Genomic DNA, 22,257 nt, shown 5'->3' with positions numbered 1-22,257 from the left:
GCAGGGCCGCATCCCGTCTCCAGCAGAGAAAGACAGCCAATGAGCACAACCGTCACCGCAGTACCCGCGGTACATCTAGATCATCTGACAGCCGGGTATGGCGGGACGCCCGCTGTCCACGACCTCGATATCCGGGTCGAACCCGGGCAGATCGTGTCGCTGCTCGGCGCCAACGGCGCGGGCAAGACCACCACACTGCTGACCATCGCCGGCGAGATCTCCCCGATGAGCGGAGACGTCCAGGTGCTGGGAGACTCGAAACGTCGCAGTCTCGATCACCGCGCCCGGCACGGTCTCGGCTACCTCACCGAAGAACGCTGTGTCTTCATGAATCTGACCGGGCGCGAGAATCTTTCGTTGGGTCGAGGGTCGGTGGACGCCGCTCTCGAGTATTTTCCCGAATTGCGGGAGCACCTGGGCAAGAAGGCCGGTCTGATGTCCGGTGGGCAGCAACAGATGCTTGCCCTGGGCCGCGTACTGGCCGGGCAACCGAAGGTACTGCTGGCCGATGAACTCTCACTCGGTCTGGCGCCATTGATAGTGCAGCGACTACTCAAGGTCCTACGGCAGGCCGCCGACCGCGGCGTCGCAGTTGTCCTGGTCGAGCAGCACGTCCGACACGCACTCGAGATCGCCGACCACGCGTACGTTCTGCGGCGCGGCCGGATCGTACTCGAGGGACCCGCCGCAGACCTCCGCGGCTCAGCAGACGAAATCGCCCAACACTACCTGACCGGGGAATCATGATGGACACACTCACTTTTGCCTTTCTCGGACTGGGGACCGGCTCCATCTACGCGCTGCTGGCGATGGGCTTGGTCCTGATCTATCGCGGCTCCGGCGTGATCAACTTTGCGCACGGAGCATTCGCACTCCTGGGTGCGTACACCGTCTTCCAGTTGCGCACCGAGGCCGAGTTGCCGTTCTATATCGCGCTGGTGGTGGCCATGGTCGTCGTTGCTGCGGCGGCGATACTGGTGCACTTCCTCGTCATGCGTCCCCTGCGCTCGGCGAGCCCACTCGCCAGGGTCATCGCCACACTCGGCGTCCTCACGATCGTGACGCAAGGGGTCTTGCTGAAGTACGGGGCCGAGCAGCGCACCGTCGACGTGCCGGTATCCACCGACTCGATCAGCCTCACCGACGATGTCCTCATCGGTAAACAGAACATCTACCTTCTGCTCATCACGATCGTCTGCGCTCTCGCCCTCGCTGCCATCAGTAATCGCACCAAGGTCGGCCGGGCCCTGTCCGCATCGGCGGAGAACCCCAGGGCCGCAGCAGCCCTCGGCTGGTCGCCGGACCTGCTCGCCTGCCTCACCTGGGGTCTGGCCGGCGCACTCGCCGCCGTCGCAGGCGCCTTCTTCCCGGCGACGTCCTCCGGTTTCATCTCGGTGACCCAGATGAGCGCCCTCATCATCGGGGCGCTCGCCACGGCGCTCCTCGCCGAATTCAGGTCGTACGGACTCGCGGTGGTGGGCGGTCTGCTGATCGGGATGGGGCAAGCGCTCGCCACCCGCTACATCGACCAGACCGGCGTCGCCGACGCAGTGCCGTTCATCGTGATCATTCTGGTGTTGGTGGTTCGCGGCCGCGGACTGCCCGTGCGCGGCATGATCACCGACCGGCTACCCCGCGTCGGCACCGGCCGGATCCGCCCGGTGCCGGTTCTGATCGCCGCCGTCCTCGCCTTCGTCGTCGTGCGTTTTGCCGTGCCGGACGATTGGCAGCCGGCAATCATCGTTTCGATCACCTTTGCCATCGTCGGACTGTCGGTGGTGGTCATCACCGGATACGCCGGCCAACTCTCACTGGCACAGTTCGCGCTCGGTGGTGTGGGCGCCTATGCTGCAGGCCGATTGGCCGCAGCCCAGGGTTGGCCGATGGAACCGGCGCTGATCGCCGGCGTCCTGGTGGCCATGATCGTCGGGTTCGTCATCGGACTACCGGCCCTGCGCACCCGCGGTGTCAATCTCGCGGTGATCACCTTCGGCCTCGGCTTCGTCATCTACCAACTCGTCTTCGCCAACAGTGACTACACAGGCCGCGATGCCCAGACCAAGATCGACTCCCCGACCTTCCTCGGTCTGGACGTCGACCCGGTGACGCATCCGGCCAATTACAGCACCATCTGCCTTGTCGCTCTGGTGGTGGTAGCCCTCGTCGTCGCAAACCTGCGCCGCAGCCGTGTCGGGCGGCGACTGCTCGCCGTCCGCACCAATGAACGGGCGGCGGCAGCCGTCGGTGTCAACGTCTTCCAATCGAAGTTGTACGCCTTCACCATCTCCGCGGGTATCGCCGGACTCGGTGGCGCCCTCTACGGATTCAGCTACTCCACCATCCTCTACCAGCAACTGTTCCCGTCCGACATGTCGATCAACGTCCTGGTCCTCACCGTGATCGGAGGCGCCGGGTACGTGCTCGGACCGATGGTCGGAGCAACGTTGGCCACCGGCGGAGTCGGTGTCCTCTTCTTCGGCGACGCCACCACCAGCGCCGATTCGAGCTTCGTCAAGTACCTACCGTTGATCACCGGATTCCTGCTGCTCGCGACCTTGATCGGCAGTCAGAACGGCATCGTCGATAGGGCGCAGACCCTGCTCACCGAACTCTGGCAGAAAGTGCCGTCCCGGCGACGTGGAACTGAGGCGCAAGCAGTTCCTGTGCGGTCGATGGGGGTCAAAGCGGAGGTCACGCCGCACACCCTCGACATCATCGGTGTCACACAACGTTTCGGAGGCTTCACCGCGCTCTCAGAGGTGTCGATGACCGTCAGCCCCGGCCAGGTCGTCGGGTTGCTCGGTCCCAACGGCGCCGGCAAGACAACGCTGATCGACGCCGTAACCGGCTACAACCGGATCTCTGACGGATCCGTCCGATGGGATCAGCAGGACATGACGTCCTGGTCGCCGCACCGGCGCGCCCGCGCCGGCCTGTCGCGGTCGTTCCAGTCCCTGGAGCTGTTCAACGACTTGACCGTTCGCGAGAATCTCTTGGCGGCCTCGGATTCCCGAGACCTGTTGGCGTACGTCACCAATCTGTTCTATCCGGGACCGTCGCGTCCCACCGACACCGTGCTGGCAGCCATCGAGGAGCTCGGCCTCAGTGATGTGTTGGACGTCCGGGCCGAGGAACTGTCCTATGGGCGGCGGCGGTTGGTCGCCATCGCCCGTGCGGTGGCGACGAGGCCGTCGATCCTGCTCCTCGACGAGCCCGCCGCCGGGCTCGACGAGGAGGAAAGCCGCGAGGTCGGACATCTCATCCGGCGCCTGGCCGATGATTGGGGTATCGGGGTACTGCTCATCGAACACGATGTGCCGATGGTGCTCCGGACCGCCGACCGGGTGCACGTCCTCGACTTCGGTCGGACGATCGCCGCGGGCACACCTGATGAGATCCGCAGTGACGAAGCGGTTCGCGCCGCGTATCTCGGGGAGCCGGTGGCGGCGGCGGAGGACACGGCCGAAGTCATCCGCCAGTAGTTCCCGGACAAACCCACTCGTTCCGGGTACACCCAGGTGTTCCAACACCTGGGTGTCCCTGGAACGCATGGGTTTACGGGATGGAACGCGGCGTCACTGTCACCGCACCTTCGAGTACAGCTGCGGCACATTGGAGTACGTGTTCCGCAGGTTCGGCTTCGAGATCTTGCCGCTGGCCATCCGCGGCAACGGACCATCGGTGAACACCACGTATCTGGGCACCTTGTAGTCGGCGAGATTCTCGTTGCAGTGGGCGACCACGTCGGCCTCGGTCAGACCGTCGACCCGCTTGACTATCGCGGCCGGTGTCTCCCCGAACTTCTCGTCGTCCACACTGATGACGGCGACCTCCTCGACACCCGGCAGCAGGCTGATCACGTGCTCGATCTCTGCAGGTGAGATGTTGAGTCCACCGGAGATGATCAGGTCCTTGAGGCGATCGACAAACGTGAGATATCCGTTCTCGTCCAACTTTCCGAGGTCACCGGTGCGCAGCCAACCGTCGACGAACGCGGCGCGCGTGGCCTCGTCGTTGCGCCAGTAACCCGGCATCATGCCCGGACCTCGCAGCAAGATTTCCCCGGACTCGTGCGGCGCACAATCCTTGCCGTCGGCATCCACAACCCGGATCTTCGTGAAGATCCCGCCCCAACCGCACTTGTCCGGGTGTTCGGCGGCCTCGTCACGCGGCATCACCGTCGCCGACCCGCCGATCTCCGTCTGCCCGTACAGCTGCCGCAACTGCACACCTCTGGCCAACCAGGTGCCGACCAACGCCGGCGACACACGCGCACCCCCGACGTGAGCGGTGGTCAGGTGGCTCAGGTCTGCGTCGTCGAATCCCGGAACCCGGGAGATCTGCTCCCAGAGGATCGGCGGTCCGGTGAATGTGGTCGCGTGGCTGTCGATCAACACGCGCAGGGCAGCAGCAGGATCGAAACCTGGTTGCAGAAGTAACGTGCCGCCGTGCAGCACCGTGCGAGCGATACCCCAGATGATCCCACCGGCCGTGAACAGAGGGATCGCCATCAGCGGTCGAAGGGCGTTGTGTTCTATCGGTTCCTGCATTGCCCACTGATGCATCATCCCGGCGATGGTGGCGTGGGTGAAGATGACACCTTTCGGAGCGCCGGTGGTGCCGCTGGTGAACACGATCGCGGTGGGATCCGACAACTCGACCATCGGGGTGAGAAATGGGACAGTGATTGTCCACCGGAACGGCCGTACATCCCGCTCGAACTCCGCGACCGCGAAGGTCTGTCCAACGGTGCGCACCTCGTCGAGCCGTGTGCGCAATTCTGAGTCGCAATACACCACCACCGGTTCACACGTGTCTACGAGGGCTTCGAGTTCGCGTGGGAGAAAGCGTTGGTTGAAAGGCGCCGCGATCGCGCCCACCCTCATCGCCCCCAACGCTGCGACACACCACTCCAGCGAGTTCTTCCCGAGGAGACCGACGCGGTCTCCAACCCGGACTCCTCTCGATGTGAGGTCGTGTGCCACTGCGTCGATCCAACTGCCCAGCTCGTGGTAGGTGACCTCGTCGCCGGCGAAGTCGATCGCCACCTGTTCGGGCACGGCCCGCGCCCAATAGGTCAGCGCATCGTTCACGGTGCCACTCATAAGTTTCCTCCTGCTGCTGTACGAGTGTCCCGGGACACTTCGACGTTGATTCCGGTGAGGTGCGATTGATTGCTGAGCGGATCGAACGCCCCGGCACCGGTCGGCGAAAGCTGGTTGGCGTTCACACCCGGGTGTCGGCGGGCGACGTCCAGACCCCGAGCGGCGCCTTGCCCCCAACCGTGTGTCATTGCCACAACACCGGTTCTCAGGGTGTCGTCGCACACCAAGACGGCGTCGACTTTCCCGTACCGGTTGCTGACGTGGACCGTGTCCCCGTCGACCAGCGACAGCCGGCGCGCATCGTCAGGATTGATCCACAGCGGATTGTCCTGATGAACACCTTGTTTGAGTACCGGCAGGTTGTGTAGCCAGCTGTTGACCATGAAGTTGGTGCGCCGCGTGATGAGTTTGAGCTGGCCGAGGGGTTCAGCGACCAGCTCGTCGTAGATATCTGCTGCAGTCCGGCACGCACTCTCGAAGACGGCCGGGAAACAGTCGATCAGACCGTCGTCGTGTTGCACGGCGATGCTGAACACCTGGGAAGGAACAGCTTCGGGCAACACTGCAGTCTGGCAAGGCATCTTCTTCAACAGATCGACCGACAGACCGGAATCATTCATCACGGCGTCGACGATCGCGAAGGGGTCGGGGTGCGGATCGTCGAGGAGTGTGGCCACCCCCATCTCCTGCAGTATGCGCGAGAGGATCCACCAGTCGTCGCGACGCTCACCCGCGGGCACTACCACCGCCGGTGTGTACTGCACATACGGTTCTATCGCTACACCCATGGTGTTGAGGAAGTTGATGTCCTCGCGTTCCAGCCAATCGGTCGCGGGCAGCACGTAATCCGCCATCTCACCGGTGACCGTGCGGTACAGATCGATGGTGACGATCAGTTCGAGCTTGCCGAAGGCCTCGCGCAGACGCGCTCCCCCGCCCACCGACAACAGCGGATTTCCCGACACCACGATCAACGCGCGGATCGGGTCGTCGGCGTTGTCGATGAAGTCAGGCAGCAGAGCTGCCGGCAGATCGCCGCTCACCGTACGCATCGTGCCCAGTGGTCCGGTGAAGAACGGATCGGCCCGCCTGCGTTTCGAGTTCTGGACCACGTCCGCGACCCCACGAGAATAGATGTTGCCTCCGCGACGTCCGAGGTTGCCCGACAGCAGACTCACCATGTTCAGCATCCAATAGGCCAGCGCACCTTGGCGTCCCTGGTTGACGCCGGTGGCCATGTAGACACTCGCGCTCGGCGCCGCGCAGAACTCGGCGGCGACCTGCCTGATCCGGGCGGCCTGGATTCCGGTGACCTCGGCGACTCGCTCGACCGGGTAGTGCGCCACGAAATCAAGGAGTTCGTCGATGCCCTTCGCATGCCGCTGCACCTCTTCCCGGTCGAAACCGATACCGAAGGCGATCTCGTGCACGATCCCGGCAAGGAAGTAGAAGTCGGTGTCCGGCTTGATCAGCAGCACCTCACCGGTCTCGGGGCCCGCCGACTCGATCTGACGCGGATTGACGAACAGGGTTGTGCCACCTCGCTTTTTCACGTTCCGAATCTTCGCCATCGGGTCCGAGATGTGGATCAGCGTCATGTGCGACACCGCAGGGTTGCTCCCGAGGCACAGAAAGTAGTCGGTGTGGAGCAGATCAGGGATCGGATGGGCCATCGACGCCCCGTAGATCGCCTCGCTTGCCGCGTACTTGGCGGATGTGTCCTGCGTTCCGGCGCTGAAACGCATCCGGGTGTCGAATCCGCGGGCGATCGACGCCGCGTTCGCGTAGTAGGCGCCATTGAACGCCGACGGGTTGCCCTGATAGATGCCAACCGAGTTTCGGCCGTGATCACCACGCAGTTGCAACAGCTTCTCGGCGATCTCCCTCACGGCATCGTCCCATTCGATGGGCTCGAAGACACCGCGCTCCTCGCTGCGCGGATTCATTCGCTTGAGGGGTCTGTCGATCCGGTCCGGGTCGTCGTGAACCTGCAGGTAGTGCACACCCTTGTGGCAGGCAAATCCCTTGTGCACAGGGTGATCGGAGTCCGGTTGCAGGCGTACGACGGCACCGTCGGCCACCTCGGCGAGCAGTCCACATCCCGGCTCGCAGATGCGGCAAAAGGTGTGCACCTGCGCCGGGTCGGACACGCTCATCCGGCGACTGACGGACACGACGATCGGCTTGCAGAGGCGACCGCTGCCGCCTCGCGCGCATCGACGATCTTGATACGTGGTCGATCCACCTCCCGGCCGCGCGCTCGCTCGTACCGGTCGATGCTTCGCCAATCCGTACCGCTGAGTGCGTCCGGACAGCGTTGCCGCACCAGCTCTTCCAGGTCAGCCTCGGATCCCTCCGGCGTTTCGAGGAGTCCCCGGCGGTGATCATCGAGCAAGGTGGCCACCGTCTCCGCTGCGCAGTATCGATTGGTGCCGATCACCCCGGTCGCGCCCCGTTTGATCCAGCCCGCGGTGTAATGCCCGGTGACGGCCTTGTCGGTGAGCGGCTCGACCACGCGACCCGCGACGTTGGCGACAGTGCCGGTTGCAGAGTCGAAGGGCAACCCTTCGATCGGGCGCCCGCGGTATCCGACTGCCCGCAACAGCAATCCGCAATCGATTCGGGCGAAGGACCCATCCTCGGTGGCTCTCACCTCCAGCGCCTCGATGTGTTGTGAGCCGATCACGGCCTCCGGCGTGGACCCGAAACGCATGATGATGCGCCGATTCCCCGGTGTTGGCTCCCGCTGTGCGTACTCGGCGAGAATCTGCATCTTGATCGACGAGTCCGGTTCTGCCGTCACCGGCCCCTCGACGAGGACGTCGATCCCGGGCAGCGAGCCCAGAGCAAGGAGCTCCGGGGTGGTGCAGGCGGCGAACTCGGGACCTCGGCGGCCGAGAACGATCACTTCTTCGACCGCGCTGTCGGCCAACGTCGCCAGCGCGTGGTCGGCGATATCCGTCCGCCGCAAAACGTCCACGTCGGACACCAGGATTCGCGCGACGTCGAGGGCCACGTTGCCGTTACCGACGACGACCACCCGCCTCGTCGACAGGTCGAAAGAGGCGTTGGCCTGGTCGGGATGACCGTTGTACCAGGCGACGAACTCACGCGCCGAGCCGCTGCCCGGAAGATCCTCGCCTGAGATGCCGAGCCGTCGGTCACCCGATGCTCCGGATGCGTGGATCACCGCGTGGTGATGGGCCAAGACCTCGTCGAGGCTGAGGTCCCGTCCGACGTCGACGCCAAGGTGGAACGTGAAGCCGGCTCGCCTCGCGGTGCGGTTGAACACCTTGTCCACGGTCTTGGTGTGCCAGTGATCCGGGGCGACACCGAATCGGACCAACCCGCCGGCCACCGGGAGCCGCTCGAACATCGTGACCTCTGCGGCGATGTCGCGTCTGGCCAGCAACTCTTCGGCCGCGTAGAACGCGGACGGTCCCGACCCGACGATCGCAACCCGCAGTGCGGGTGGATCAGCGACAACCGCTGTCGCGAGCGTCAGGGGTAGCGGTTGCACATGCGCGCCCGACCCCGTCGCTCGTGGGTTTCGTTGGAAGTAATCGGCATTCATCTCCCGGTATCGGTCGACGTCGGGAGCGATCGCGTCCCCGGGCACGATCGCATCCACCGGACACACGTCTGCGCAGGCTCCGCAGTCGATGCACGTGGCCGGGTCGATGTAGAGCATCTCGGTACGCGAATAGTCCCGTTCCGCGGGCGTGGGGTGAATGCAGTCGACCGGACACACCGCGGCGCAGGTGGCGTCGTTGCAGCAGTTCTGGGTGACGACGTAGGCCATCAGGATCGCTCCTCGCTCAGTCGGGTCACGCTGACCGGGACTCCGTTGAAGATGGGTGATGAGGTCAGCGCCTCGAGTTCGGTGGAGTCATCCACCAACGCGTTGTAGTTGCTTCCGGGAACGGCCTCCGATCGTGGCGTCCGCAGGCCCGGTGCGCTGTGTCCCCATCCGTGCGGCATGCTCACCACGCCGGTGCGCATCGCGGCGTCGACGCGCAGTTCGGCGTGCACAGTGTTCGTGGAAGACGTGACGGCCACCCGGTCACCGTCCACCAGGCCGCGCATCGCGGCGTCGTGCGGGTCCATCATCAGCGCGCACTGCCCACCGTCCGGCTGCGGAAGCGCGTTGTGCAACCACGAGTTCATCCCCCGCCGCTGCCGACGGTTAATGAGCAAGAGGTTGTCGACGGGGCGGGCCATCGACGCACGCAGCCTCGGCAGGTCGGCGGTGATCATCGGCGGGACCAGGTTGACCCGACCATCCGGGGTGCGCAGGACCTCGGGTAGCCGGGGAGTCAGAGGACCATGGTCGATGCCGTCCGGGTTCTGTTCCAGCAGTTCGAGAGTCAGGCCTGCAGGTTCAAGCCCGAACCGGTCGCCGTAGGGCCCGCTGCGGAGCCGAAGGTCCAGGAGGCGAAGCGGACCGCGGCGTGAGCCGGTGGCAATCGCCGCCGCGGCCGGTTCGCAGCCGGCGAGCTTCGCTGCCCGGCGGGTGGCGATGACAGCCACGTCGTCATCGATCTCCTCGACCGTCCGCTCCGGAGTCCCCTTCGCTATCGCTGCCAGCCGCAGCAGGATCTGCCACTCGGCGCGTTCATCGTCGGCGAGATCCAGCAACGGCGGGGTGTACCGGGCGACATTCCGGATCTGGAAGTGGGCCAGCGTCACATCGTGGTGCCCACGGGTCACCAACGGCGGCGGCGGCAAGATGACGTCGGCGTAGCGCGTCGTCTCGTTCACATAGCAGTCGATCGACACCATGAAATCGAGGGCGCCGAGGGCCCGCTCGATCGCGGCGCTGTTGGGGAGCGAACGCGCGGGATTACCTGCGAGGGTGATCAGAGCTCGGGTCCGGCCGGGCCCGGGGGTCAGGATCTCCTCTGCGAAGCAGACACCCGGCAACTCCCCCATCGCCTCCGGGAGATCACGCACCCGCGAACGCCACCGGTCGAACATGAGCTTCGGTGGTCTCGACACCGGCCAGGTATTCTGACCGCCTGCCGGCGGGAGCGAGAACATCGCACCGCCTGGTCGGTCCAGGTTCCCCGTGACGATGGTCAGGACTTCGACAAGCCAGTTGGCCAGGGTTCCGAATTCCTGCATGCACGTACCGATCCGGCTGTGTGCCACAGCTGAAGGTGCACCGGCGAAACCGCGCGCGACCGTACGGATCAGCTCCGCGTCGATGCCGCACGCCGTCGCGACCACATCCGGTTCATAATCGGCAGTGAGGGTGAGCATCTCGTCGAGACCGTCCACCACCTCCGGCACCCGATCACGCCGGGTCAGCCCCTCGGTCGCGATCGCAGAGAGCACACCCAGCAAGAACAAGGCATCGGTGCCCGGCCGGATCGGCACGTGCAGATCAGCGACCTCTGCAGTGCGGGTGCGAACCGGGTCCACCACCACAAGTGTGCCGCCCCGTTCCCGGAGCACACGCAATCTCTGCTCCATGCCGGGTGCGGTCACCGTACTGCCGTTCGACACCATCGGATTCGAACCCAAGACCAGAAAGTAGTCGGTGCGGTCGATGTCGGGCAGGCTCAGACCCAGTCCGCCGCCGTACAGCAACATGTGCGCCAAGTTCTTCGGCCAGGTGTCGACGCTGGCCGGCGAATAGATGTTTCGGGTACCGAGCGCGCTGATCAGTTCACCCAGATAGAAGGTGGCATCGAGGTGGTGCGCGGCGGGATTGCCGTGATAGATGGCGCAACTGCCGGCGTCCGCAACGAATTCAGGCAGGCGCCTGTTGATCTCGGCGAAGGCTTCGTCCCAGGTGGCCTCCCGGAACCCACCGGTATCAGTGCGCAGCAGCGGCGACCGGATCCGGTCCGGGTCGCCCTCGATCCGGCCCAGACCCAAACCCTTCGCACAACTGTGGCCGCCGCTCAGCAGGTCATCGTCGTTCGGCGACACACCGACGACCCTTCTGCCCTCGAGTTCCACCAGCAACCCGCAGGTGGATTCGCAGAGTGGACATATCCGGTGCCCGACAGTGTTTTCGGTGAGTGCGCTCACGGAGTCTCCGGACGTCGAGACTGGGGCGCCGCCGCAACCACGACCGGCACGGCGGTCAGAGCGGGCATCGCGTTGATGGTCTGCACACCGTTGCTGGCTCCGGTGAGAGCGTTGACGTTCGCACCGGACTCCCCGCTGTCGAGATTGCCGAAACAATGTGTGAGCGTGACAGTCCCCCGAGTGAGAGTGGAATCGCTCCGCGCGCGGGTCCGTAGCTTCCCCGACGACGATCGGACTTCGACGTGCTGTCCGTCGCGGAGCCCCAGGGAAGACAGATCGCTGGGATGGACGGAGATCGGATTGATCCCGCCATGGACCAACCCGGGAACTCTGGTGCCGGTGGAGTTCACCGCCTCGCGAATGCGTCGTACGGTCAGCAGAAGTGGATACCGCGCGGAGGCGGGGTTTTCGGTCAACGCCGAACGCAGCTCAGCCGCGACGTCGTCGGGCATCAGGGTCAGGCGATGTTCGGCCCGCTCCGGATCGGCAGGGCCGACGACCGAATCGCTGCGGGGTGCGAGGCGCCCGTGAGGCGCGGCCGCCAACTCGTTCATCGGAACCCGGCCCCGTTCGGCCGCCATCGCCAGCAGATCTTCGGCAGTCGGCGGGTTGTCGGGGTCGAGCAGGCGACCGGCGAACTTGATCGGTTGACCCGACGCGGCCGCGAGGTCGAAGAAGAAGCGCCAGTCGTCCACGACGCCGTCCGGCGGCGTCAGCACGGCGGGTGTGAACTGCGCAAACGGAGTCGGGAAGAACGGTTCCATGATCATGGTGTGGTCTGCGCGCTCGTACATCGTCGTCGGAGCGATCACGTAACCCGCCAGTCGTGCAGTGTCAGACATCCAGGGGTCGATACACACCAGCAGGTCCAGTGACCGCAAGGCACGCAGCGTCTTGTCTCGATCGGGCAGTGCGGCAGCCGGGTTGCCGCCCGAGACGATCAGCGCGCGGACCCGGTCGGGGGCCGGTTCGAGGATCTCGTCGGCGAGAATGCCCGACGGTAGCTCCCCGCGAATCGCTCGCAGCCCGCCGATTCGGCTGCGGAAGCCGCGGCGATAGGCGCGGTCGGCCGGGGCGACCTCTGCGCGCGCCGGTACCTGCCGCGTGAGCACCGCACGGTCGTCAGCCGGTTCGCCTTCGCGCAGGTACCTACCGCAGACGACGTTCAGTGCCGCGAGCAGGTGCTCGGCCACATTCGAGTGCGGGCCCATGCACACTCCGGTTCCGCTGGTCGCCATCCCCCGTGACCCACCGGCGAAAACCCTCGCCGTCTCGATGACCTGCTCGGCGGGTACGGCGCAGATTCGTTCGACGACAGCAGGCGTCACCGGGGAGACGGTTCCGGTCAGCTGAGGAAAGTCCGAGACATACCGCGCAGTGAAGTCTTTGTCGTGCAGCCCCTCCGCGAGAATCACGTGCAACAATCCTGCGAAGAGAACCGCATCGGTCCCGGGGCGTGGGGCCAGATGGATATCGGCCAGTGCGGCAGTCTCGGTGCGCCGCGGATCGATGACGATGAGCCGGAGCCCGCGCGCCCGGGCCGATCGCAGGGTCCACGACGGGTTCTGGACCACAGCGCCATCCCCGTCGCCTCCGTTGGCCGAGACGACCGGGTTGGTCCCGGCAAGCAGCCAGACGTCAGCGTCCTCGAATTGTTGCCTGCCGCCCAGGTAGGTTCCCATTCTTTCGGCAACAACCCATTTCGCGGATTGGTCGATCGTCATCGTGGAAAACAGCTTGTGGGATCCGGTGCCGCGAAACCACGCTCGGGCCATCAACGGGGTGAGTGCCGCGAAGTTGTGCTGTGTCCCGGTGAACATGGCCACCGACTCCGGTCCGTGCCGGGCGACTACCTCGCCGAGGCGTGCCGCGATGTCGCGGACCGCCTCGGCCGCTGCAACCGGAACGTGCCTGCCGCCGTCGGAGGATGTCCCGTCAGTTCGGCGCATCGAGGTGGTCAAACGGCCTGGGCCGTGGGTCAGGTCGCCGCCTCTGCGCCCTTTCGGACACGTGTACCCACCGGAGATCGGGTGATGGGTGTCGCCGAGGATTCGGCCGATCCGCCCGTCCTCCACATCGACGAGGACCCCGCACGAGGAGGCGCACAGTCGGCAGTAAGAGACGTGGCGAGATGTGTTGGGCAGCATTCGGACCTCTCGGCGACGCCGTCAGGCCTGCGTCGGTACACCCTGGACCGCGAGCGCCTCACCCGGAACCGATGGAAAACGCTGCCGCAGCTTGGGCTTGGCGAGCTTTCCGGAGAACGTGCGTGGCAATGGCTCGTCCAGGGCCACAGCATGCTTCGGCTGCTTGAACTTTGCGAGATGCTCGCCGGCGACCTTTGCGATGTCGGCCACGATGTCATCGGCGGAGCGGTCACTGTGGAAGACCACCATCGGCACCTCGCCCCACCGGTCGTCGTGGACACCGATCACCGCGAGGTCGACCAGACCTTCTATCCCGTGCAACGCATTCTCGATCTCGGCCGGATAGACATTGAGTCCACCTGAGATGAGCATGTCCTTGCTGCGGTCCACGATCCTGAGGAAGCCGTCGTCGTCTTTCAGGCCCAGGTCCCCGGTGCGCAGCCAGCCGTCGACCAAGGTGGACGCGGTCGCTTCGGGCTTGCGCCAGTACTCGCGCAACACATGCTCACCCCGAACGAGGATCTCACCGACGTCACCGGACGGAGTGTCCACGCTGGGATCTCCGATTCGGACGTGGGTGCCGACCATCGGCAACCCGGCGAATCCGGGACGAGACCGAGCGTCCTCGTACTGCAGGGTGGTCACCATCCCCGACGCCTCGGTGAGGCCGTAGCACTGCGTCAAAGGAATGCCGTGGGAGCGGTAAAAGTCCAGGAGATCGAGACTGACCGGCGCGCCGCCCGTTCCCGCGAAGGTGAAGTCGGCGAGCTTTCGCCCGTCGAATCCCGGGAGGGTGGTCATCCGCTCCCAGATAACCGGAACGGTTGTGGCGGCGGTGATCTGCTCGCGCTCGAGCGTATCGAGTGCGATCTGGGGGTCGTACTCCCGCAGCAGCACCATGGTCGCGCCGGGCACGACGACCAACTGCATGAAGACCGACAGCACCGAACCGGTGTACACCAGAGGCGCGGAACACAGCACCCGGTCGGCGGAGGAGAATCCGAATGTGAGGGTTTGGGACAGGCCCGGGGTCATCGCGTTCCGGTGCGTGATCAAGGCACCTTTTTGGACTCCGGTGGTTCCGGAGGTGTAGCAGATGAAGCCCGGGTCATCGGCGTCGATCGCAACATCCGGCGCGGTTCCGGGGTCGATCAATACGTCGTATGACGGGTGCGCACTGCCGCCGATGGCAAAGATCTCGAAATCGGTCTGCGTCGCGGCGACTTCGAGCAGGGGCGAGAACTCGTCTTCGATGACCACGACCCGAGGCGCGGAATCGACCACCATCGGCGCGAGTTCTCTTGCGGTGAGTCGGAAGTTCAGCGGAACACTGATCGCACCGAGCTTGAGAGTTGCCAGGATGACATGAGCGAGTTCCGGTCGATTGAGCATCATCACAGCGACACGATCGCCCTTGCACACACCTCGCGCCGCCAGACCACGAGCCAGCGCGTCGGTGATCGCGTCGACCTCGGCCCAGGTCTGCGCAGTGTCTCCGAACACGATGGCCTGCTGTGCAGACCGCGTCTTTCCCCAGAACCGAGTCAGGTCTGCCAAGTTCATTTCTGCGCACTCCTCGTCATCGGCCGATCCAATCCGGCCGTCCCGTCTGCGGTTGTGACCGTGCTCACTTCCACTTCGGTAAAACTAACATCTGTAGGTAAGAGATGCAACCGGGGCAAGACACTCGAAAGCCTCGCAAGGCTCCTGGCTCGAACACCAAAAACACACCCACACAGTCATTTCCGTGTGGGTGTGCTTCGCTTCGGCGCGACTGTCAGTCAGCCAAGGACAAAATTTCCGCCGGGCGGTAGCCGGCGACGGTGCGCAGTACCTCTTCGGTGTCGGCACCCATCGTCGGCGGCAGAGCGGGATCGAACTTCTCGCCATCGACCCGCACCGGACTGACGACGAACTCCAGCTCGCCGACGTCGGGGTGGTCGACCCGATAGGTGTTGTCCCGCGCCCGAAAGTGCGGGTCGGAGAGCATGTCCGGGATGCTGTTGACCGGGCCCCCGGCTATCTCGTGTTCGAGGAAGAGCTCGACCCACTGGGCACGGGTCCGCTGAGCGAAAATGCCGGTCAGCTCGCGCCAGACCAGGTTCGCCCGGCCCGGCGCCTCCCGGTCGGCACTCGAGAGGTCGACATCGGCGAGGTCCTCTCGATCGACCGCGATCAGAAAATGATGCCAGAACTTCTCGACGTGGGATCCGAAGAGAATCGCCTCGCCATCGCTGGTCCGGTAGGCCTCGAGCCTCGGCCAATCCGGTAGGCGACCGTCGGGGAGCCAGGTGGGCCGAGGGATCGAACGCTCTCGGTTCAGCTCGGCATCAACACCATCGGGCATCCAGGCGGCCGCAACGTCGATTCCGGAGACTTCGACGTGGCTCCCCTCCCCCGTCGCTCCGGCCTTGTGCAACGCCGCGAGTAGCCCCATCGCCCCATACGCGCCGAGTGCGTACATGGCAATCGGCGGAGTTGTCGAACCGGCCATTCCCTCGGTCGGGGGTTCGTCAGGTGTGCGTACCTCACGAAGACCCGCGTATGCGTCGAACATGGGGCCTCCACTGCCGAGACCGTGGTACGGCCCGTCGGTGCCCATCCCGGACACCGTACACAGGACGATCTTCGGATTGACCTGCCGCAGAGCGTCGTAACCGATCTCCAGCCAGTCGAGATAGCCTCCGCGCATCCCCTCGATCACGGCATCACAAGGACGGGCGATGTCGAGGAACGCCTGCCGACCCTCGGGGGTGCGCAGATCGAGAGCCACCGACTTCTTGCCCCGATTCCACCGGAGATGCATGAATGCCGGGCCATCGGGCCCGCCGACCGCACGACTTCCGCCCACTCGGACCGGATCACCGAGTGGCCCTGACTCCACCTTGATGACCTCGGCCCCGAGATCGGCCAGATGGCCACCCAGGGACGCCGGCGCCAGTTGTGCCACTTCAAGAATCCGCACGCCGTTGAGCAACGAGAATCCGCTCATCGTCCACCTACCTCCGTGATGTTCGAGACATTGTGTGTCTGTTCAGGTTTGAGCTCGACCCACAGCCCCTCGGCGTCCGCCACCAGCACATCGCCGTGGTGGATGGCACCGCGCACAAGACGCTTGCGTCCCTCTTGGCTCACCAGCTCAGCGGTCACCGAGAGCTCGGCGTGCAGCGGCGCCGGCGCCCGGAAGTTCACGTTCAGGTACGCGGTGCGCGCCCACGGCCGACCCGAGCTGTTCGCGAGCCTCGCCATGATCTCGTCGAAGACAAGTGGCGTGATACCACCGTTGAGGGCATAGCGGCCCGAGTGGAAGCGGCCGACCGTCACTCGCCCCGCTGCAGTGTTCTCGGTGACGGTGTCGAGGTACAGAGGTGGACCCAACGCACGACCACTCCCCGGCAGGTCCCACCGCTTGCCCGATACCTGTTCGTCCTCCCCGACCTCGAAGTCACGCATGCCGGCGGCCACCGTTCGCAGCGACTCGGCGGCCGCCGCCGCACCGGACGCGGTGGGGTTAGACCGGGTGATGGCCTCCTGAACGTCACGAAGTGCCTCGATCAACTGGGCGAACTCGTCATCGATCGGAGTCGACGGCACAAGGGGATCGTCCCAGCCAGGCGTGTTCACGCCCTGCCTCCGGCGAAGAAGCCCGCAAACATCTCGGCCACGGACCGGTTACCGAGGGCGCTGCGTGCGAGAGCGTTCTCTCTGTCGTATCGAGCCCGGAGGTCGCGGCCGTGCCGGTCCAGCAGCAGGGCCTTGAGGTCGCGGAGACCATCTGCCGGCTGCGCGGCCAGTTCCGTGGCCGCCTGGAGTGCCTTCGCGGCGATGTCGCTGCCGTAGCGGCTGAGCAACCCGATCCGGTGAGCCTCTTCTCCGTCGACGGTGCGCGATGTCATGAGCAGATCCCGGGCACGACCCGCACCGACGAGGTCGTCCAGCAGCCAGGTCAGACTCGCCCCGCCATACCGCGCGCCCGACAAGGTGAGTCGGGTCGAGGGCCCACCGACCCGGAGGTCGGAGCACGCGGCGATGATGGTCCCGGCGCCGTACGCGGCGCCGGCAATCGCTGCGACAGTCGGCTTGGGAAAGGTCAGATAACGCCAGAGCAGCTCATCCCGCTCCAGCATCGCGGAGGCGGCCTGCTCCGATGACATCTCAGCGAGTTCTTTGAGGTCGTAACCCGCAGAAAACGTGTCTGTCCCCGCGCCGGTGATGATCACCGCGCGCACGTCATCGTCGTCCGCCGCGGCCAGGAGTGAGTCGTCGAGATCTCGCTGCAGCGCAACCGAGATCGCGTTGTGAACCTGTGGGCGATTCAGGGTCAGGCGGAGCACGCCCGATGCGGGGCGTTCCGCAAGCAGTGATGGACCGTGTTCGTCGACAGCCATCTCGCTACCCGGTGGACGCGGTCTGCGCCGAACGCTCTCGTTCCAGTTCCACGACATCGCTCGCAACCATGTTGTGGAACAGCTGCCCGGGCAGTTCATTTCGGCCATAGATCAGTTCTTTCACCTGACCGTGTGCCGCGTTGTCCGTGATCGTCTTGGTCACGAACCAATCCTCGTCGTGCAAGGTCGCCATCAACAGCTCCCAGTTCTTCTCGAGGATTCGCACCTCGCGAGGCGTCTCCGGCTTCTTCGGGGACAGCAGCCGAATGGTGCAGTAGCTGACGTTCGGATCGTCGGTGTCAGGAACGATGGTCCAGATCTCGAAGTGGTTCGGCTCGGTGACCAGCATTGTCCCGGGGTACACGGTGTAGTTCGCCAGCGAATAGTCCCGGACGTCAAAACTGTCCGGATCGGCATCCCGCACCTCGGTGATCGACTTGCGTGCCACCACAAGTCGCCATGACCGGTCCACCACATCGAGCGCTGTGATGTTGCCTTCGAGGTAGTTGCAGACGGTCTTGGTGTGCAGCTGGCACAGGTGATACGAGTCCTGGACGCCGTCGACGGCGATCTTCCAGTTCATGTCGAGTTTCCAGGTTTCCTTGCGCACCTGGTAGGAGTCGGCCATTCCGGTATCGATGACCTCCGCGTCGTGCTTGTCACCAAGTACCGCCGCGATATCCATCTCGGCACCGACCGTCGGGACCACCCACACCAGCCCATGGCGTACCTCGCAGGGGAACTCGACCAGACCGTACTCACTTCGATCCATACCCTCGAAGCCCTCGGCGTGCGGCATTCCTCGAAGATCGCCGCCGCGGCCGTATGACCAGTTGTGATACGGGCACGCGAAGATGCGCTTACACCCGGATTCGGCGAACTCGACCTTCGCACCGCGGTGCCGGCAGACATTCGAAAAGGCCTTCACACTGCCGTCGGGTTGCCGCACAACCAGCAGCGGAGTGCCGATCAGAGTGGTGGTGATGAAGTCGCCGGCCTTCTGCAACTCGTCCAGGTGCGCGACGATATGCGGAAACCGCCGCACGACCTGGCGTTCCGACTCCGCGAGTTCGGGATCGTTGAACGCCGAGAACGGCACGCGCAGAACGTCGTCCGCGTAGTCGGTCGAGTTGTTGTCAACATGCGCGATCAGCCGCTGGGTCAGTTCGATCTTGTCTTCCCGTTGCATACATCGAGAGTGGCACATAAGACATCTGGTGTCTATTGTTTCACACGACATAAGACATATTCCGTGTTTCGTCTCATGGTCGTCGACCTGACTCGCGATACCGTAGGGCCGTGACCATCGACAAGGAGCCGGAGAACGACCCGACGGCCGAGATCCGAACGACGATCTTGGTGGCGGCCGAATCGTGCTTCGAGCAATTCGGCATCGGCAAGACCACGATGGAGGATGTCGCACGAGCAGCCACCCTGTCGCGCGCCACCGTCTATCGCTACTTCTCCGATCGCGACAGCCTGATCATGGCATCGGTTGCCCGGCGCGCCCGGATGAACTTCGGACCCGCGCGGGACCACATCGCCGCGTGGCCGACCATCGGCGAACAGATCGTAGAAGGCATCTGCCACAACGTCACTCGCGGGTTCCGGGACCCCATGGTGCACATGCTGGTCTCACCGGCGGCAATGGCGCTGGCGAACTCGCTGCTGGTGACGTCCGGCAAAGCGGTCGAGCTCACCCGCGAACTCTGGGAACCGATTCTCCTCGCAGCGCAGGAGCGCGGCGACCTTCGCGCCGACCTGGACCTACCCCTGCTCTGCGAGTGGATCTCCGAACTCGAGATGCTTTACATCAGCCAGGGCGACGAGGCGGGCGACCTCGATCGATTTCGGACCAAGCTCAGAGAGTTCTTCGTTCCCGCCCTGCTCCCTCGGGGTCAGGCCGAGAACCCTCGGGCTGGTCACTAGCCTCTTGTAGTCGCTGCCGGCGGTTGTAAATCCATATCGTGGTGGGCTTTTCGAAAACGGCCACACGGTTTTATCTAATGCCTATAGGCTTCGCACTCGTCACCAGATGACGCCCATTCACGTCGGACGATCCGTCCGCGTCACGAGGAGCGAAACCATGTCCATGAAATCCGGAACCTTTGTGCTGGCCGCCGGCACCGCCCTACTGCTGGCGCTGACCGCGTGCGGCGACGACAACACCGCGAGCAGCGAATCCTCATCCGATCAGACGTTCACGGGGGTACCCGTCACCGTGATGACGATCGCACCCGTCGATACCGCTGCCATCAATCAGCCCGAGATCCACGAATCAGCGAAAGCCGCGGTCGCCACGATCAACGCCGCCGGCGGACTCGGTGGGCACGAGGTGAAGCTGATCACCTGCAACGACGGCAATGACACCAACAAGGCTGCCGATTGTGCGCGGCGGGCGGTATCGGAAAAGGCTGTTGCCGTTCTCGGTGGCTTCACCACCAATGGTGCAACGATCAATCCCATCCTCGAAGACGCCGGGATTCCCTGGATCGGCGCCCCTGGGTTCTCGGCAAATGAACTCGGGGACAAGAACTCTTACCTGCTGCTGGCCGGCGGAACATCATTCGCGGGTATCGCCGCGAAGGCTGTCAAAGATGGTTGCTCCACGATCTCGACGGTGCAGTACGACAGCCCGGCCACGGGGCACTCCACAGATCTGATCAACTTGGGTATCAGAAACGCCGGCGGGCAGCCCGCCAACGTCATCAAAGTACCGACGACCACAACGGACTTCACGAGTGTCGCCAAGTCCGCGGGCGAATCGGATTGCGCCATTCTCGGCCTCCCCAATGATCAGGTGGTCGCGGTGGCCAAGGCCGGCGAGAGCGTCGGTGTCGACACCCGCTACTACCCGTTGACCGGAGCCTTGAACGAAACGGTGTTGTCCCAGGCCGGCGAGGCTATGGCCGGCGCGACTTCGGCCAGCAATTTCGTCGTCGCGAGCGATCCCGCGTGGGATGCCGCAAAGTCGGCCAGCGATGACGTCGACTGGACCGGCGTCTACAACCAGGACACCTGGGCTTCGTATCAGGTACTTGCCGACGTCATGCGAGGCCACACCGACATCACCGCCGCCACCGTGACGCAGGCGATGGAGGGCGCCAAGGAGATCAACGCCGGCGGCCTGATGGCTCCGGTCGACTTCACCGTCGAGTTCACCGCGCCTGAGCTGAACCGGGTGTTCAATCGCAACGTCGTCTACACCACCGTCGAAGACGGAAAGATCGTGCAAGACGGCGGGTTCGAAGACCTCAGTCCGCTGTTCGTCCAATAGCCGCCTCGAGTGACGAAGCCCGTTCTGGCGAAACGGTCACTGCGGCCGCCTCGCCAGAACGAGCAGTAATCAACTCACTGTCAGGGGGTTGCGGCGGGGAACCTTGCCCTTGTTGGCCGCGATGTCAGCAGTCAGGGTCTCCGGATCTGCGACTTCGGCCGATTTCCTGTCGCCGTCCGACACTTGTCGCAAAAGAGGGGAACATACGTTCGACAGATTAGACTTTTCGGAGTACCATCAGTGATAGAGAAACTTCCTGACGACGATTCATTGTTTGTGGTGGTTGTTGTCTGCGTTGGTTTCTCGGTTCCCTGGGGAGGGGGTCTTCGTGTCGGAGGGTGTTGTTGTTGATTCGCCGGTTGTCGGCGCGGTGGCAGGGCTTGATGCGGCTATCGCACAGTTGGCTGAGTTGGATCTGACGGCGTTCTCTGATTCTGATTGTGTTCGGTTGACTGAGCGGTTGGAGATCGCGGCGCGGCGGTTGCAGTCAGCCTCGTTGCCGGTGTTGCGGGAAGTTGCTGTGCGGCGGGCATATTCGACGGCGGGGTGTTCGTCTCCGGCGGCGGTGTTGACGTTGATGACGCGGATGCGCCCGGGTGCTGCGAAGGCGCGGGTGGAGGCGATGGATGCGTTGACGCCGTCGGTGACTCCGAGTGGTGAGGTGATCGGTCCGCGGTTCCCGGAAACAGCGCAGTTGTTGGCCGCGGGTGTGATCGACCTCGATCATGTCGGGGTGGTGATCGAGGTGATGGCGGATATCCCGCACAAGATCGATGCCGAGCAGCGCGCGAACACCGAGGTCGCGTTGGCCGATCTGTGCCGCAAGTATCCGCCGGGGCAGGTCAAGACGATCGGTGAGCGGATCGTCGACTACTTGGATCCCGACGGCAAACTCGCTGACGATGTTGATCGCGCGAAGAAGCGGGGTGTCGATCTGGGTAAGCCGGCGACGGATTTCATGGCGAAGGTGGCCGGTCATCTGGATCCGACGACGACGGCGTTGATGGAAGTGATGTTGGGGGTGTGGGCGGCGCCGGGGATGAACAATCCCGATGATGAGTTGTCCCCGTCGGGGGCTGCCGATGACCCGGCACTGGATCCTGCGGTTCTGCAGGCCGCGGCGGACAATGATCTTCGTACGCAGTCGCAGCGTAATCATGACGCTCTCAAGGCGATGCTCATGTATCTGCTCGAGTCCGGACAGCTCGGCAAGACTCATCGCGGGTTGCCGGTGCAGTTGATCATCACCATGACCAAAGACCAACTCGACGAAGCACTTCGGGAGCAAGAAGCCGCCGCCG

Annotated in this window: 15 protein-coding genes; 5 read left to right on the top strand and 10 right to left on the bottom strand. The window is 64.5% G+C overall.

The window, feature by feature from the left end:
* Positions 1-39 precede the first annotated feature (39 nt).
* Together BH683_RS09850 and BH683_RS09845 are read left to right on the top strand one after the other, a co-directional pair.
* Complete coding sequence (locus tag BH683_RS09850; protein ID WP_084836086.1) at positions 40-747, top strand: ABC transporter ATP-binding protein; 708 nt, start codon at positions 40-42, stop codon at positions 745-747.
* Positions 747-3,482 (top strand): branched-chain amino acid ABC transporter permease/ATP-binding protein, encoded by a 2,736-nt coding sequence (locus tag BH683_RS09845; RefSeq protein WP_168187007.1) that lies wholly within the window; start codon positions 747-749, stop codon positions 3,480-3,482. The genes BH683_RS09850 and BH683_RS09845 overlap by 1 nt, the downstream gene beginning before the upstream one ends.
* Before the next feature lie 99 nt (positions 3,483-3,581).
* Here BH683_RS09845 and BH683_RS09840 read toward each other — a convergent pair whose 3' ends face one another.
* The 10 genes from BH683_RS09840 to BH683_RS09795 all read right to left on the bottom strand — a co-directional run bounded on the left by BH683_RS09840 (position 3,582) and on the right by BH683_RS09795 (position 18,868).
* Positions 3,582-5,105 carry an AMP-binding protein gene (locus BH683_RS09840; protein WP_084836084.1) on the bottom strand — a complete coding sequence of 508 codons (1,524 nt, stop codon included), beginning with the start codon at positions 5,103-5,105 and terminating at the stop codon, positions 3,582-3,584.
* Positions 5,102-7,261, bottom strand: a complete 2,160-nt coding sequence (locus BH683_RS09835) for a molybdopterin-dependent oxidoreductase (RefSeq protein ID WP_084836083.1) — start codon at positions 7,259-7,261, stop codon at positions 5,102-5,104. The genes BH683_RS09840 and BH683_RS09835 overlap by 4 nt, the downstream gene beginning before the upstream one ends.
* Positions 7,258-8,907, bottom strand: coding sequence for an FAD-dependent oxidoreductase (locus BH683_RS09830; protein ID WP_084836082.1), 1,650 nt, complete (start codon positions 8,905-8,907; stop codon positions 7,258-7,260). Before BH683_RS09830 ends, BH683_RS09835 begins: the two co-directional genes overlap by 4 nt.
* On the bottom strand, positions 8,907-11,144 hold the full coding sequence (locus BH683_RS09825; RefSeq protein ID WP_084836081.1) for a molybdopterin-dependent oxidoreductase: 2,238 nt from the start codon (positions 11,142-11,144) through the stop codon (positions 8,907-8,909). Before BH683_RS09825 ends, BH683_RS09830 begins: the two co-directional genes overlap by 1 nt.
* The gene (locus BH683_RS09820; RefSeq protein ID WP_084836080.1) at positions 11,141-13,291 is read right to left on the bottom strand and encodes a molybdopterin-dependent oxidoreductase; all 2,151 of its coding nucleotides are present in this window, start codon (positions 13,289-13,291) and stop codon (positions 11,141-11,143) included. The genes BH683_RS09825 and BH683_RS09820 overlap by 4 nt, the downstream gene beginning before the upstream one ends.
* A gap of 21 nt (positions 13,292-13,312) precedes the next feature.
* Positions 13,313-14,854, bottom strand: coding sequence for an AMP-binding protein (locus BH683_RS09815; RefSeq protein WP_084836079.1), 1,542 nt, complete (start codon positions 14,852-14,854; stop codon positions 13,313-13,315).
* 214 nt (positions 14,855-15,068) lie between these two features.
* Positions 15,069-16,283 (bottom strand): CoA transferase, encoded by a 1,215-nt coding sequence (locus BH683_RS09810; protein WP_084836078.1) that lies wholly within the window; start codon positions 16,281-16,283, stop codon positions 15,069-15,071.
* Positions 16,280-16,915: a PaaI family thioesterase gene (locus BH683_RS09805; protein WP_084836077.1), complete on the bottom strand. Its 636-nt coding sequence runs from the start codon at positions 16,913-16,915 to the stop codon at positions 16,280-16,282. The genes BH683_RS09810 and BH683_RS09805 overlap by 4 nt, the downstream gene beginning before the upstream one ends.
* Positions 16,912-17,679 (bottom strand): enoyl-CoA hydratase/isomerase family protein, encoded by a 768-nt coding sequence (locus tag BH683_RS09800; protein WP_084836076.1) that lies wholly within the window; start codon positions 17,677-17,679, stop codon positions 16,912-16,914. The genes BH683_RS09805 and BH683_RS09800 overlap by 4 nt, the downstream gene beginning before the upstream one ends.
* 4 nt (positions 17,680-17,683) lie before the next feature.
* Positions 17,684-18,868 (bottom strand): Rieske 2Fe-2S domain-containing protein, encoded by a 1,185-nt coding sequence (locus tag BH683_RS09795; RefSeq protein ID WP_084836075.1) that lies wholly within the window; start codon positions 18,866-18,868, stop codon positions 17,684-17,686.
* Positions 18,869-18,978: 110 nt separating this feature from the next.
* Here BH683_RS09795 and BH683_RS09790 point away from each other — a divergent pair, with 110 nt between their 5' ends.
* From BH683_RS09790 to BH683_RS09780, 3 genes are all read left to right on the top strand, one after another.
* Positions 18,979-19,608, top strand: coding sequence for a TetR/AcrR family transcriptional regulator (locus BH683_RS09790; RefSeq protein WP_094647375.1), 630 nt, complete (start codon positions 18,979-18,981; stop codon positions 19,606-19,608).
* Between the two features lie 157 nt (positions 19,609-19,765).
* Complete coding sequence (locus tag BH683_RS09785) at positions 19,766-20,956, top strand: ABC transporter substrate-binding protein (protein ID WP_168187006.1); 1,191 nt, start codon at positions 19,766-19,768, stop codon at positions 20,954-20,956.
* A 448-nt stretch (positions 20,957-21,404) separates the two neighbouring features.
* Positions 21,405-22,257: DUF222 domain-containing protein (locus BH683_RS09780; protein ID WP_143696027.1), on the top strand; the 853-nt coding region annotated here is incomplete at its 3' end.

Source organism: Williamsia sp. 1138 (assembly GCF_002095435.2).
Taxonomy (GTDB): Bacteria; Actinomycetota; Actinomycetes; order Mycobacteriales; family Mycobacteriaceae; genus Williamsia.
This window is presented reverse-complemented; position numbering and strand designations above follow the sequence as displayed.

What these genes read in the sequence shown, in the direction of transcription:
- BH683_RS09850 (WP_084836086.1), top strand. Translation starts at nt 40, where the DNA reads ATGAGCACAACCGTCACCGCAGTACCCGCGGTACATCTAGATCATCTG.
- BH683_RS09845 (WP_168187007.1), top strand. Translation starts at nt 747, where the DNA reads ATGGACACACTCACTTTTGCCTTTCTCGGACTGGGGACCGGCTCCATC.
- BH683_RS09840 (WP_084836084.1), bottom strand. Translation starts at nt 5,105, where the DNA reads ATGAGTGGCACCGTGAACGATGCGCTGACCTATTGGGCGCGGGCCGTG.
- BH683_RS09835 (WP_084836083.1), bottom strand. Translation starts at nt 7,261, where the DNA reads ATGAGCGTGTCCGACCCGGCGCAGGTGCACACCTTTTGCCGCATCTGC.
- BH683_RS09830 (WP_084836082.1), bottom strand. Translation starts at nt 8,907, where the DNA reads ATGGCCTACGTCGTCACCCAGAACTGCTGCAACGACGCCACCTGCGCC.
- BH683_RS09820 (WP_084836080.1), bottom strand. Translation starts at nt 13,291, where the DNA reads ATGCTGCCCAACACATCTCGCCACGTCTCTTACTGCCGACTGTGCGCC.
- BH683_RS09815 (WP_084836079.1), bottom strand. Translation starts at nt 14,854, where the DNA reads ATGAACTTGGCAGACCTGACTCGGTTCTGGGGAAAGACGCGGTCTGCA.
- BH683_RS09810 (WP_084836078.1), bottom strand. Translation starts at nt 16,283, where the DNA reads ATGAGCGGATTCTCGTTGCTCAACGGCGTGCGGATTCTTGAAGTGGCA.
- BH683_RS09800 (WP_084836076.1), bottom strand. Translation starts at nt 17,679, where the DNA reads ATGGCTGTCGACGAACACGGTCCATCACTGCTTGCGGAACGCCCCGCA.
- BH683_RS09795 (WP_084836075.1), bottom strand. Translation starts at nt 18,868, where the DNA reads ATGCAACGGGAAGACAAGATCGAACTGACCCAGCGGCTGATCGCGCAT.
- BH683_RS09785 (WP_168187006.1), top strand. Translation starts at nt 19,766, where the DNA reads ATGTCCATGAAATCCGGAACCTTTGTGCTGGCCGCCGGCACCGCCCTA.